At 73.2% G+C, this 12574-nt stretch carries 13 protein-coding genes and 1 riboswitch; of the genes, 12 read left to right on the forward strand and 1 reads right to left on the reverse strand.

Going from position 1 to position 12574, the window contains the following annotated elements; all coding sequences use genetic code 11:
• Together ABD323_RS30335 and ABD323_RS30340 are read left to right on the forward strand one after the other, a co-directional pair.
• Positions 1-1244, forward strand: a 1244-nt coding sequence (locus ABD323_RS30335; protein ID WP_344445232.1) for a DUF6777 domain-containing protein, incomplete at its 5' end; no start/stop codon positions are given.
• 292 nt (positions 1245-1536) lie between these two features.
• The gene (locus ABD323_RS30340; RefSeq protein WP_344445233.1) at positions 1537-2238 is read left to right on the forward strand and encodes a hypothetical protein; all 702 of its coding nucleotides are present in this window, start codon (positions 1537-1539) and stop codon (positions 2236-2238) included.
• Here the strand turns inward: ABD323_RS30340 and ABD323_RS30345 are convergent.
• Positions 2235-2696 carry a hypothetical protein gene (locus tag ABD323_RS30345; RefSeq protein WP_344445234.1) on the reverse strand — a complete coding sequence of 154 codons (462 nt, stop codon included), beginning with the start codon at positions 2694-2696 and terminating at the stop codon, positions 2235-2237. The two genes, ABD323_RS30340 and ABD323_RS30345, sit on opposite strands and share 4 nt — an antisense overlap.
• 405 nt (positions 2697-3101) lie before the next feature.
• On the opposite strand from ABD323_RS30345, the gene ABD323_RS30350 reads away from it, so the two are divergent.
• The 10 genes from ABD323_RS30350 (at position 3102) to ABD323_RS30395 (ending at position 12254) form a co-directional block, all read left to right on the forward strand.
• Positions 3102-4508: a family 2B encapsulin nanocompartment shell protein gene (locus ABD323_RS30350; protein WP_344445235.1), complete on the forward strand. Its 1407-nt coding sequence runs from the start codon at positions 3102-3104 to the stop codon at positions 4506-4508.
• 130 nt (positions 4509-4638) lie between these two features.
• On the forward strand, positions 4639-5889 hold the full coding sequence (locus ABD323_RS30355) for an aminotransferase class V-fold PLP-dependent enzyme (RefSeq protein WP_344445236.1): 1251 nt from the start codon (positions 4639-4641) through the stop codon (positions 5887-5889).
• Between the two features lie 102 nt (positions 5890-5991).
• Positions 5992-6642 (forward strand): MOSC domain-containing protein, encoded by a 651-nt coding sequence (locus tag ABD323_RS30360; protein ID WP_344445237.1) that lies wholly within the window; start codon positions 5992-5994, stop codon positions 6640-6642.
• A gap of 271 nt (positions 6643-6913) precedes the next feature.
• A riboswitch (FMN riboswitch) is annotated at positions 6914-7041 on the forward strand.
• A gap of 203 nt (positions 7042-7244) precedes the next feature.
• Positions 7245-7949, forward strand: a complete 705-nt coding sequence (locus ABD323_RS30365; RefSeq protein WP_344445238.1) for a riboflavin synthase — start codon at positions 7245-7247, stop codon at positions 7947-7949.
• Positions 7946-8593: a nicotinamide mononucleotide transporter family protein gene (locus tag ABD323_RS30370; protein WP_344445239.1), complete on the forward strand. Its 648-nt coding sequence runs from the start codon at positions 7946-7948 to the stop codon at positions 8591-8593. The genes ABD323_RS30365 and ABD323_RS30370 overlap by 4 nt, the downstream gene beginning before the upstream one ends.
• Positions 8590-9846 (forward strand): bifunctional 3,4-dihydroxy-2-butanone-4-phosphate synthase/GTP cyclohydrolase II, encoded by a 1257-nt coding sequence (locus ABD323_RS30375; RefSeq protein ID WP_344445240.1) that lies wholly within the window; start codon positions 8590-8592, stop codon positions 9844-9846. The genes ABD323_RS30370 and ABD323_RS30375 overlap by 4 nt, the downstream gene beginning before the upstream one ends.
• Positions 9847-9904: 58 nt before the next feature.
• Positions 9905-10390 (forward strand): 6,7-dimethyl-8-ribityllumazine synthase, encoded by a 486-nt coding sequence (ribH, locus tag ABD323_RS30380; RefSeq protein ID WP_344445241.1) that lies wholly within the window; start codon positions 9905-9907, stop codon positions 10388-10390.
• A gap of 100 nt (positions 10391-10490) precedes the next feature.
• On the forward strand, positions 10491-10763 hold the full coding sequence (locus tag ABD323_RS30385; RefSeq protein ID WP_344445242.1) for a phosphoribosyl-ATP diphosphatase: 273 nt from the start codon (positions 10491-10493) through the stop codon (positions 10761-10763).
• Between the two features lie 106 nt (positions 10764-10869).
• The gene (gene hisG / locus ABD323_RS30390; RefSeq protein ID WP_344445243.1) at positions 10870-11715 is read left to right on the forward strand and encodes an ATP phosphoribosyltransferase; all 846 of its coding nucleotides are present in this window, start codon (positions 10870-10872) and stop codon (positions 11713-11715) included.
• Between the two features lie 74 nt (positions 11716-11789).
• Positions 11790-12254, forward strand: coding sequence for a PH domain-containing protein (locus ABD323_RS30395; RefSeq protein ID WP_344445244.1), 465 nt, complete (start codon positions 11790-11792; stop codon positions 12252-12254).
• The last annotated feature ends 320 nt before the right edge of the window (positions 12255-12574 follow it).

The raw sequence follows: 12574 nt of genomic DNA on the forward strand, positions 1-12574 counted from the left end.
CCGCCGCCGCCTCCTCGGTGCCGTCCTCGCTGCCGTCCGGGCCCACCGGCCCGCCTCCGCCTCCGCCGCCGCGCACCGTGGTCACCGGGCCGGGCGGTCCCGGCGGTGGTGGCGGCGGTCCGTGGTGGCGCCGGCGCCGGTCGCTGCTCATCGCGGCCGGGGTGCTGGTCGCCGCGGCGGTCGTCACGGTCGTCCTGGTGGAACGCCAGCCCAAGAGCAACAGCCACAGCAGCACCCTCGCGGCGCAGCAGGTGACCCTGCAGGCCGCCGCCGCACCGGGTCAGGACCCGTTCACCGGGTCGGTGGCGGTCGCCTCCGGCTCCGCGACCGCGTCGGGCTACGCCAGTGCCTCGGGCTACGCCACCGGCGGCGCGGCCACCGGTACCCCGTCGGGCGCGCTCTCCCCGGGCAGTGCCGGCACCGGCGCCAGCGGTGCGCAGAGCGTCGACGGCGGGTCCGTCGGGCTCTACGGCGGCACCGAGCACACCGCCAGCTGCGACGTCGCCCAGCTCTCCGACTACCTGACCACGCACGTCGACAAGGGCCGGGCCTGGGCCCAGGTCGAGGGCATCGCGTTCAGCGACCTGCCGACCTACCTGCACGCGCTCACCCCCGTGGTGCTGCGGGTCGACACCCGGGTGACCAACCACGGGTTCGTCAACGGCGCCGCCACGAGCTTCCAGTCCGTGCTGCAGGCCGGCACCGCGGTGCTGGTCGACGACCACGGCGTTCCGCGGGCCCGCTGCGCCTGCGGGAACCCGCTGCTGCCGCCGGTCGCCGACAGCACGGCGCCGCAGTACAACGGGGAGTCCTGGCCGTCCTTCCACCAGGAGGGGGTGGTCGTGGTGACGCCGGCGCCGGAGCCGGTGGGCAAGCTGGTGATGGTCGACCAGACCACCGGGACCTGGTTCACCCGCCCGGTCGGCGGCACCGGCGGCAGCGACACCCGCACCTCCTCGCCGAGCCGTCCGGCGAGCGCCCCGGCCTCCGGGTCCGCCTACTCCTCCAAGCCGGCCTCCTCGTCGGCCTCCAGTCCCTCGTACGGTTCCGGCTCCGCGTCCACGTCCGGGTCCGCCTCGGTCTCCACCGCAGGCGGCGGATCGTCCTCCGCCTCCGCCTACTCCTCCCCGGCCACCGGCAGCGGGCCGGCCTCGGGCGGCGAGTCGGCCGGCGGGGGCGGCCAGAGCGGCGCCTCCGGCGGCGGGGCGTACTCGCCCGCCGGCAACGGGAGCCCGAACTCCTGAGTGTTCCGAGCGGCCGGCTACGGGCTGTCGACGTCGACGTCGGTGCCCCGGGCAGTGCTGCTGACGGGGCGCACGGCGAAGCCCGGGACCCGGCCCGGGGCAGCCGGACGGCCCACCTTCCAGCGGAGCACAGGGCGCCGTGACCCGCACCCGGTGGGTGGGGAGGGCCGAAGTTGCCCCGGCTCCGCGGTCACCACATGCTGAGGAGACGGCCTCGGCGCGGACTCGCGCGGGCCTTCCGGACATCTCCCCTCCAGCACCGAGTGCAACGTCCTGCACGGAAGGAGGAGCCGTGGTCGACCAGTACCCCACCGAGCCCGCGAGCGGACGGCGCCGCGTGCTCGACCCCGCCCGCGACTGGCCGCTGGTGGCGGCCGCGGGTGCGGCGCTGCTGAGCTTCTTCATGCTCTTCGCCCCCTGGGTCTCGAGCGACTTCTTCAGCGTGGACGCCTTCGGCCAGGGCATGCAGGCGGCCGCACCGGCGCTGATCATCGTGATGGTCCTGGCGGTGGTCGGCCTGGTCTGCGTCGCGCTCGCCCGGGCGGACGGGAGGTTCGCGGCGATCGCGCTGATCCCGGCCTCCAACCTGCTGGTGCTCTACATCGTCGCCCTGGCCGACGTCTCGGACCTGGTGGACCTGAACAACCGGCTGGGCGCCGCCTCGGTCTCGGTGGGCGCCGGTGTCTGGATCGGCCTGGTCGCGGCTGCCGCGACCCTGCTGCTGGTGCTGCTGGGCGTCGTGCGGGCGCGGGCCGCCGCCGGGAGCCTCTCGACCACCCCGGAGGCCGACTCCGACGTCGGAACGCCGGCGGACACCCCGCCCCCGCCGGAGGCCGCACCACCGCAGGCCGCGTTCCCGGACGCTGCGCCGCCGCACCAGGGATCCGCTCGTCGCGGGAATCCCCCGCCGCCGGACACCCCCACTCCGCCCGTGCCCCCGCCTCCGCCGCCACCCCCTTCCGCGCCCGCACCGCCTCCGCCGCCGCCGAGCTAGGGCCTCGCGGCCGAGTCCGGGTACGGCTGCCGGAGCTCGACCGCCGGCAGGTAGCCGCCGGCGTCGGCCGGCCGCAGGCGGACTCCGGGGTACCCGTCGGGGTCGACCGCGGTCAGGACCTCCTCGGCCGGGTAGCCGAAGAGGTCCACGCCGGCCAGGACGACCGGGACGGCGGCGGCGGTGCACGGCGCCTGCTCCGAGCGGCGCAGCTCCACGGCGGCCAGCCCCCGCAGGTCCCGGGCACGGTCGTAGCGGTCCAGGGTGTCGCCGAGTGCGAACAGCTCCAGCCCCGCGTATTGGGCCGAGAACGCCCAGCGCGCGCCGCAGGTCCACGGCGCCACCCGGACGTCGGCCAGCGTGGCGACGGCCCACTGGGCCGCCCGTTCACAGCCGCCCAGCCGGAGCAGGCCGGCCCGTCCCGGCAGACGCAGGCCGGTTCCCGGCAGCAGCTCGAACATACCGGGATGGTGCCGGTCAACCGGGTTTCGCCGCAAGCGAATTGCCTGCGGGCGGTGGAATCGCCCGGCGGCCGGGCCGGGACCGCCGTTGAGCTCGGGGCTTTCCGTGTGGCGGGTCGCCGGGCCGGGGTCGCGCGCAGGGGCGTGCACGGCGTGAAGATCAGCGCGCCGGGTCCGTCACACCACGGTGCCGGGCATGTGCCTGTTGTGACGGCGAGCACCGTGCGATTACATCGGAATGCGGAGCGTGTGCATGACGACCTGCCCTCGTGGCGGATCGGTGCGGATGCCCAACAGTCCGACGGTTCATGGCAGATCAGTCCCGGTCGGGGCACCGGCGCGGTGGCCGGAAGTCGGGCGAGCGACATGACGAGCACGACGAGCAGGACGAAAGCGAGGCACCTGATGTCGATCGACACGAGCCCGGCGGATGCGCAGGAGCAGCAGCAGCTGAGCCTCAGTACCGCAGCGGCCCGCAATCTCGCCACGACGACCAAGTCCGCCCCCCAGATGCAGGGCATCAGTTCGCGCTGGGTGTCGAAGATGCTGCCCTGGGTGCAGGTGTCCGGCGGCACCTACCGGGTGAACCGCCGGCTCAGTTACGCGGTGGGCCGCGGCCGGGTGAGCTTCGTGCGCACCGGCGCCGAAGTGCGGGTGGTGCCGCCGACGCTGCGCGAGGTGCCGCTGCTGCGGGAGGTCGAGGACCAGGCCCTGCTGGAGCAGTTGGCGTCCCGGTTCACCCAGCGGGACTTCGCAGCGGGTGAGGTGCTGGTGGAGGCCGGCCGGCCGATGGACCAGGTGCTGCTGATCGCGCACGGCAAGGTGAATGCGATCGGCACCGGCAAGTACGGCGAGAGCGCGGTCGTCGGTTCGCTGGCGGACGGCGACCACCTCGGTGACGAGGCGCTCACCCAGGCCGACACGCCCTGGCCCTTCACCGTCCGGGCGGCCACCGCCGGCACCGTGCTCGCGCTGCCCTGGCCCGCCTTCCAGGAGTTGGCCGACCGTTCGGAGGAACTGCGGTCCAGGATCCTTCAGTTCATCTCGGACGCGCAGCAGTCGCAGAGCCCGCACGGCGAGGCGGAGATCGAGCTGGCGGCCGGCCACGAGGGCGAGTTCGAGCTGCCCGGCACCTTCGTCGACTACGAACTCGCACCACGCGAGTACGAGTTGAGCGTGGCGCAGACCGTGCTGCGGGTGCACAGCCGGGTCGCCGACCTCTACAACCAGCCGATGAACCAGATCGAGCACCAGTTGCGGCTCACCATCGAGGCGTTGCGCGAACGCCAGGAGCACGAGCTGGTCAACAACCGGGACTTCGGCCTGCTGCACAACGCCGACTACGACCAGCGGATCCAGACCCACAGCGGCCCGCCCACCCCGGACGACCTGGACGACCTGCTCAGCATGCGCCGCAACACCCAGTACCTCTTCGCGCACCCGCGCGCGATCGCCGCCTTCGGCAAGGAGTGCAGCCGGCGCGGCATCTACTTCGGTGGCATCGAGGTCGCCGGCCACCACCTGCCGGCCTGGCGCGGCGTGCCGCTGCTGCCCTGCGGCAAGATCCCGGTCACCGCCCAGCAGACCTCCTCGATCATCGCCGTGCGCACCGGTGAGGACAACGAGGGCGTGGTCGGCCTCTTCCAGACCGGCATCCCCGACGAGTACGAGCCCGGGCTCAACGTGCGCTTCATGGGCATCGACGAGAAGGCGATCATCTCCTACCTGGTCAGCGCCTACTACTCGGCGGCGGTCCTCATTCCCGACGCGATCGGCGTCCTGGAGAACGTCGAGGTCCGCCCGCGGGCCTGACCACCCATCGGGAGGGCGCTTCCCGACCGTCCGCCGGTCGCCGCCGACCGGATCCGACCCCGTGGCCGCACCGGCGGGAATACCGGCGAACGGTGGCCATCGGCGCCCCGCGCGTGATTACCTCGGGGGCATGGGAACTCAGGACCAGGCCATCGACCCCGACCCGGCCGGGCAGCCGGCCCTCGACCTCGCGGCGCTGCGCGCGGACACACCCGGCTGCGGGTCGGTGATCCACTTCAACAACGCCGGCAGCGGCCTGATGCCCCGGCCGGTGCTGAAGGCGATGATCGACCACCTGCAGTTCGAGGCGGAGGTCGGCGGCTACGAGGCCGCCACCGCGCGGGCCGAGCAGGTCCGCGACTTCTACACGGCGACCGCCGAACTCCTGGGCACCGGGCCCGACAACATCGCCTACGCCGGCAGCGCGACGGACGCCTACGCCAAGGCCCTGTCGGGGATCGACTTCCTGCCCGGCGACATCATCCTGACCACCCGCAACGACTACATCTCCAACCAGATCGCCTTCCTCTCGCTGGGCAAGCGCTTCGGGGTCGAGGTCGTGCACGCGCCCGACCACCCGGACGGCACCGGCGTCGACGTGGCCGCGATGGCCGCGCTGATGCGCGCCCGGCGGCCGCGGCTGGTCGCCGTCACCCACGTGCCGACCAACTCCGGGCTGGTCCAGCCGGTCGCCGAGATCGGCCGGCACTGCCGCGAGCTCGACCTGCTCTACCTGGTCGACGCCTGCCAGTCGGTCGGGCAGTTCGAGCTCGACGTCGAGCGGATCGGCTGCGACCTGCTCACCGCGACCCTGCGCAAGTTCCTGCGCGGTCCGCGCGGCTCGGGCTTCCTCTTCGCCTCCGACCGGGTCCTGAAGAGCGAGGCCGAACCGCTCTTCATCGACATGCGCGGCGCGCGCTGGGTGGCACCGGACCGCTACGAGCCGGTGGCCGGCGCGGCCCGCTACGAGGAGTGGGAGGTGCCGTACGCGAACGTGCTCGGTGCCGCGGCCGCCACCCGCTACGCGCTGCGGGTGGGACCCGCGGCGATCGCCCGGCGGACCCCCGCGCTGGCCGCCCTGCTGCGCGAACGGCTGGCCGCCGTCCCCGGGGTGCGGCTGCTGGACCGCGGGCCGGCGCCGGCCGCGCTGGTCACCCTGACGATCGAGGGCCGGCAGGCGGAGCCCGTCAAGCGCGCGCTGGACGCCCGCGGGATCAACTCCTCGCTCAGCTTCCGCGAGTACGCGCGCTTCGACTTCGCCGACAAGGAGGTGGAGTGGTGCCTGCGGCTGTCGCCGCACTACTACAACACCGAGGCGGAGGTGGAGACGGTCGCCGCCTCGATCGCCGAGCTGGTGGTCACCCGGCGCACCGCCGGCTGACCGCCCGCGGGGCTCCGGCAGGTCGGGACGGGGTCGAGCACGGGTCGGGGGCGGTGCCGAACCGGATGGCCAGGTCACCCCGGCCCGCCGTACCGTCGCGGTATGGAACTGCTCTCGGTCAACGTCGGTCGGCCCCGCCCCAACCCGTGGAAGGGACCGGCCAGTACCGGCATCGACAAGCGGCCGGCGGACGGCCCGGTGGCGGTGGCCGTCCCCGGGCCGAAGGGCACCGGCGAGGTCGGGCTGGCGGGCGACCGGGTCTACGACGTGAAGCACCACGGCGGTCCCGACCAGGCTCTCTACGCCTACGCCCGGGAGGACCTCGACGGCTGGGAGCCCGAGCTGGGCCGCCCGCTGGCCAACGGTGTCTTCGGCGAGAACCTCACCACCACCGGCGTCGACGTCAACGGGGCGCTGATCGGCGAGCGCTGGCGGATCGGGGAGCGGGTCGTCCTGGAGGTCTCCTGCCCGCGGATCCCGTGCGGCACCTTCCAGGGCTGGCTGGACCGCGGCGGCTGGATCAAGCGGTTCACCCGGGCCGGGCTGCCGGGCGCCTACCTGCGGGTGATCGTGCCGGGCGAGGTACGGGCCGGCGACCCGGTGGTCCTCGTGCACCGGCCCGCCCACGAGGTCTCGATCGCGCTGACCTTCCGCGCGCTCACCCTGGAGCCGCAGCTGCTGCCGCTGCTGCTGGCGGCCGACGCCCTGCCGTCCGAGGCCCGGGAGCTGGCCCTGCGCCGCACCGCCGGCTGACCCTCGCCGCGCCACCGGCCCGCCCCCGAGAGCGAGCACGTACCCCTACCCGAGCCGGCCCCCGCAATCCTGTCAGCGCGGGCCCCGCACCCCTCCCCAGCAGGAGGCTGTACCCGGACCCGAGCCGGGCCCGAGCCCGCCGGTCCAGCCTGACCCGGCGTCGGACGTGGCCGAACCCATTCCCCGCGCCGACGTGAAAGAGAGCACAGCGCGACCCTCTGTCTGAGCGGTTGCGGATCATGGCAGAATGACGGCAGTAGTAGTGACGTTCAGCGCACTCCGGGGTCGGTGAAAATCCGAACCGGCGGTTACAGTCCGCGACCCGTCCGCAGCCAGCGGCCGGTTGACCAGGTGAAATTCCTGGACCGACGGTTAAAGTCCGGATGGGAGGCGTGCGCGACGGATCGAGCGGTGCCGTGGATCCCCTTGCCGGGGTTCCGCGTTCGGGTACGACGGGCAACCGGCGGCCCCTCCTTCGGCGACGGGGGCAGGGCTTCGCCGAACGGTCCGGCACACCCGTACCCACACCTCCCGCTTCCGCCTCGACCTTCCCGCAGCAGTGCCGCCCCGGAGTCCGCGCCCCTAGTGCGAGGAGAACCCGGGTGTTCACCGGCATCATCGAAGAGCTCGGCGAGGTCGTCTCCATCGAGGAGTACGGCGACTCCTCGCGGATCCGTCTGCGCGGCCCGGTGGCCTGTACCGGTGCCCGGCACGGCGACTCCATCGCGGTCAACGGCGTATGCCTGACCGTCGTCGACACCCCTGAGGAACTGGCCGCGTCCAGTGGCGAGTTCAGCGCCGACGTGATGGCCGAGACGCTGCTGCGCTCCAGCCTGGGGGCGCTGCGCCCCGGTTCGCGGGTCAACCTGGAGCGGGCCATGGCGCTCGGTGCCCGGCTCGGCGGCCACCTGGTGCAGGGGCACGTGGACGCCACCGGCTCGCTGCTCAGCCGCTCGCCCGGCGAGCTCGACGGCGAGGGCAACCCCCGCTGGGAGGTGCTGCGCTTCGCCCTGCCGCAGAGCATCGCCCGCTACCTGGTGGACAAGGGCTCGATCACCGTGGACGGGGTGAGCCTGACCGTGGTCGAGGCCGCCGCCGACAGCTTCACGGTCAGCCTGATCCCCGCCACCCTGGCGCTGACCACGCTCGGCGTCAAGGCCGTCGGCGACCCGGTCAACCTCGAGGTGGACGTGCTGGCCAAGTACGTGGAGCGGCTGCTGGAGTCGCGGGCCGTGCCCGGCCTGACCGTCGCCTCCGCCGTCTCCTCGCTCACCACCGCCCCCGGCCTGACGCAGGACGCCTCGTGAACTGGCTCAACGGCATCGCCTTCTCGATATTCGGCGAGCATGTGAAGTGGACCGACATGATCGGGAACCTGATCGGCCTGGGCGCGCTGGCGCTCGGCTGGCGGCGCTCGATCTGGAGCTGGCCGGCCCAACTCCTCTCCGGCATCGTGCTCTTCGGCGCCTTCGCGTCCGGTCACCTGTCCGGTCTCGCGGGCAAGCAGGTGATCGTGATCGTCACCGCGCTCTGGGGCTGGTTCCAGTGGCAGCGCGGCCGCCGCGACACCGGTGAGATCGAGGTCCGGTTCGCCAACTGGACCGAGCGCGCCCTGCTGGTGGGGGCCACCGCGGCCGCCACCGTCGCGCTGGCCGAACTCTTCACCCACTACTCCTGGATGTCCTGGAGCCCGTGGTCGGACGCCTACATCTTCGTCGGCACGCTGGCCGCGATGGTGGCCCAGGCGCGCGGCTGGGTGGAGTTCTGGATCGCCTGGATCGCCGTCGACGTGGTCGGCGTCCCGCTGGCCTTCGACAACGGCTACGCCTTCTCCGGCCTGACCTACAGCATCTACTTCGTCCTGGTCCTGCTCGGCTTGCGCAGCTGGTGGCTGCGCAGCCGCGCCGTCCGTCGCACTCCCGCCCCGACCCTCCAAGGAGCCCCGGCATGAGCACCCACAGCCTCAGCAACGCCGACCTCGCGCTCGACCCGGTCGAGCGCCCCATCGCCGACATCGCGGCCGGCCGCGCGGTGATCGTGGTGGACGACGAGGACCGCGAGAACGAGGGCGACCTCATCTTCGCCGCCTCGGCGGCGACTCCCGAGCTGCTCGCCTTCACCATCCGCTACACCTCCGGCGTGATCTGCGTGCCGGTCACCCAGGCGGACGCCGACCGGCTCGACCTGCCGCCGATGACCCGGGTCAACCAGGACCGCAAGGGCACCGCCTACACCGTCTCGGTGGACGCCCGCGACGTCGAGGCCACCGGCATCTCGGCCGTCGACCGCGCGCTGACCGTCCGGCTGCTGGGCGAACCCTCCAGCACCGCGGCCGACTTCACCCGCCCCGGGCACGTCTTCCCGCTGCGCGCGGTGGACGGCGGCGTGCTGGCGCGCCCCGGCCACACCGAGGCCGGCGTGGACCTGGCCCGGCTGGCCGGCCTGCCGCCGGCCGCGGCGATCTGCGAGGTGGTCAACGACGACGGCACGATGGCCCGGCTGCCCGAGCTGGTCGCCTTCGCCCGCGAGCACGGCCTGGCGATCATCTCGATCGAGGACCTGATCGCCTACCGCCGGCGCACCGAGCTGCACGTGGACCGCGCCGCGGTCACCGCGCTGCCCACCGTGCACGGTGACTTCACCGCGGTCGGCTACCGCGGCACCCTCGACGGCACCGAGCACCTCGCGCTGGTGGCCGGCGGCCTGGACGAGCAGGGCCGGCTGCCGGACGGCGAGGACGTGCTGGTGCGGGTGCACTCCGAGTGCCTGACCGGGGACGTCTTCGGTTCGCTGCGCTGCGACTGCGGCCCGCAGTTGCAGGCCTCGCTGGCCAAGGTGGCCGAGGCCGGCCGCGGCGTGGTGCTCTACCTGCGCGGCCACGAGGGCCGCGGCATCGGGCTGGCGCACAAGCTGCGCGCCTACGAGCTCCAGGAGCAGGGCCGTGACACCGTGGACGCCAACCTCGACCTGGGCCTGCCCGCCGACGCCCGCGACTACAGCATCGGCGCCCAGATGCTCACCGACCTGGGCGTGCGCTCGCTGACGCTGCTGACCAACAACCCCGAGAAGCTGGCCGCGCTCACCGACCACGGCCTGAAGGTCAAGGGCCGCGAGCCGATCCCGGTGGAGGCGGGCGAGCACAACCTCGCCTACCTGCGCACCAAGCGCGACCGGATGGGCCACGACCTGCCGTGGCTGGGCTGAACCCCGTCCGAACCGAGTCCGAACCAAGCCTGAACCACCCGTACGAGAGGACAAGCAAGTGAGCGGCCACGGAGCCCCCCAGCTGACCGTCAAGAACGCCCAGGACCTGCGGGTGGCGGTGATCGCCGCCCAGTGGCACACCCAGGTGATGGACGGCCTGCTGAACGGTGCCCAGCGCGCCCTGAAGGAACTGGGGATCGAGGAGCCGACCATCATCCGGGTCCCGGGCACCTTCGAGCTGCCGGTGGCGGCCAAGCAGCTGGCCGAGCGCGGCTACGACGCGGTGATCGCCCTCGGGGTGGTCATCCGCGGCGGCACCCCGCACTTCGACTACGTCTGCGAGGCCGCCACCCTGGGCCTCACCCAGGTCAGCGTCAACACCGGCGTCCCGATCGGCTTCGGCGTGCTGACCTGCGACAACGAGCAGCAGGCGCTGGACCGCGCGGGGCTGCCGGACTCGGCCGAGGACAAGGGCCACGAGGCGGTCACCGCCGCGGTGGCCACCGCGGCCACGCTGCGCGCGGTCTCCGAGCCCTGGCGCTGACCGCCGGGCGGACGCGGCGGGTGGGGGTGTCCAAGTGCGGCGTCCACGCACCGGGACACCTCCCACCCGCCGTGGGTTTCCCCGTATGGTGAAACCCATCATGGCATCGAAGACATTCGAGGAGCTCTTCGTCGAGCTCCAGCAGAAGGCCGCCACCGGCGACCCCGCGTCCTCGCGTACCGCGCAACTCGTCCAGCAGGGCGTCCATGCGATCGGGAAGAAGGTGGTCGAGGAGGCCGCCGAGGTGTGGATGGCGGCCGAGTTCCAGACCACGGAGCAGACCGCCGAGGAGATCTCGCAGCTCCTCTACCACCTTCAGGTGATGATGATCGCCCGCGGGCTCACCCTCGACGACGTCTACGCCTACCTCTGACCGTCCGACCCCGTCCGACCCCGCACCACCTCGACCCCGCACCACCCGGGCCCGAGCGCCCGGCCGGCACCACCCCATCCGCGACCAAGCGAAGGATCTTCCTCTCATGCTGCGCATCGCCCTCCCCAACAAGGGTTCGCTCTCGGGTCCCGCGGCGGAGATGCTGCATGAGGCCGGCTACCGCCAGCGCAAGGACCCCAAGGAACTGGTGCTGGTCGACCCGGAGAACCAGGTCGAGTTCTTCTTCCTGCGCCCGCGCGACATCGCGGTCTACGTCGGCTCCGGCCGCCTGGACATCGGGATCACCGGCCGTGACCTGCTGCTGGACTCGGCCTCCAACGCCGAGGAGATCCTCGCCCTCGGCTTCGGCGGCTCGACCTTCCGCTTCGCCGGTCCGACCGGCTCGCCCAAGGACGTCCAGGGCCTGCAGGGCCTGCGGATCGCCACCTCCTACACCGGCCTGGTCGAGCAGCACCTGGCCGAGCACGGCGTGAGCGCCACCGTCACCAAGCTCGACGGCGCGGTGGAGACCGCGGTGCAGCTGGGCGTGGCCGACGTGATCGCCGACGTGGTGGAGACCGGCACCAGCCTGCGCAACGCCGGCCTGGAGATCTTCGGCGAGCCGATCCTGGTCTCCGACGCCGTGGTGATCCGGCCCAAGGGCGCGGGCGAGGACCCCCGGGTCGACCAGTTCCTGCGCCGCCTGCAGGGCGTCCTGGTGGCCCGCCGCTACGTGCTGATGGACTACGACATCCGGGCCGAGAAGGTCACCGACGCGGTCGCGCTGACGCCGGGCCTGGAGTCGCCGACCGTCTCGCCGCTGCACACCGAGGGCTGGGTGGCGGTGCGCTCGATGGTGCTCCGCAAGGAGGCCCAGCGGATCATGGACGACCTCTGGGCGATCGGCGCCCGCGGCGTCCTGGTCACCAACATCCACGCCTGCCGGCTCTGAGCCCTCGCGCTCGTCCGCCCCGCCCGCTCGTCCCGTTCCGTCCTGACCGCTGTTCCGCTGGGAGTACCACCGCCGTGCCGCCTGCCACCGACCTGCCCACGCTGCCGCTGACCTGGGCACCGCGCCGCAACCGCGCGGTGCTGCTGCCGGCGAGCGGACTGCTGCTGGTGGTCTTCGGTGGCATGGCGGTGCTGCTGCCGGCCAGCTGGCAGCTGAACGACCGGATCATGCTCAGCTTCCTGGGGCTGGTCTTCGCCGGGGTCGGCCTGATGCTGGCCCGCCCCCGGGTGGACGCCGACGAGCAGGGGATCACCGTGGTGAACTTCCTGCGCACCCGGCGGCTGCAGTGGGCCGAGATCGTGCGGGTCAACCTCCGTCAGGGCGACCCGTGGGTCACCCTCGACCTGGCCGACGGCACCTCGCTGGCCGCCGTCGGCATCCAGCCGGGCGGCGGCCGCGACCAGGCGGTGCGGGCCGCCCGCGGCCTGCGCGACCTCACCGAGGCGCGCGGCGCGACCGCCGCGGCGGAGGTGGTCTGAGCCGCGCCGCGGGCCCGCCACCGGGGCCGGCGGTGCTGCCCCCGGCACTCGAACAGGTATCGTCTACGCTGGTAAAGCCGGGGCAAAGCCGCCCCGCCCGCCCGCGACCGGAGGAGTGAGCTCTCCCCTCGATGGACGATCCGTCCGGTAGTACCCCCGCCGCCTTTCTCCTGACGCCCGGAGAGCAGGCGGCGCTGTGATCACGGCCTGGCTGCTGCTCTTCGCGGCCCTCCTGCTCATCCTCGCCAACGGCCTCTTCGTGGCCGCCGAGTTCTCCTTCGTGACCGTGGAGCGCGGGCCGGTCGGCCGCGGCGCCCGAG

This window comes from Kitasatospora nipponensis, assembly GCF_039528135.1.
Taxonomy (GTDB): domain Bacteria; phylum Actinomycetota; class Actinomycetes; order Streptomycetales; family Streptomycetaceae; genus Kitasatospora; species Kitasatospora nipponensis.

Coding starts and splice junctions, on each gene's coding strand:
- ABD323_RS30345 (WP_344445234.1), bottom strand. CDS start 2,696: ATGTTCGAGCTGCTGCCGGGAACCGGCCTGCGTCTGCCGGGACGGGCC.
- ABD323_RS30350 (WP_344445235.1), top strand. CDS start 3,102: ATGTCGATCGACACGAGCCCGGCGGATGCGCAGGAGCAGCAGCAGCTG.
- ABD323_RS30355 (WP_344445236.1), top strand. CDS start 4,639: ATGGGAACTCAGGACCAGGCCATCGACCCCGACCCGGCCGGGCAGCCG.
- ABD323_RS30360 (WP_344445237.1), top strand. CDS start 5,992: ATGGAACTGCTCTCGGTCAACGTCGGTCGGCCCCGCCCCAACCCGTGG.
- ABD323_RS30375 (WP_344445240.1), top strand. CDS start 8,590: ATGAGCACCCACAGCCTCAGCAACGCCGACCTCGCGCTCGACCCGGTC.
- ABD323_RS30385 (WP_344445242.1), top strand. CDS start 10,491: ATGGCATCGAAGACATTCGAGGAGCTCTTCGTCGAGCTCCAGCAGAAG.
- hisG (WP_344445243.1), top strand. CDS start 10,870: ATGCTGCGCATCGCCCTCCCCAACAAGGGTTCGCTCTCGGGTCCCGCG.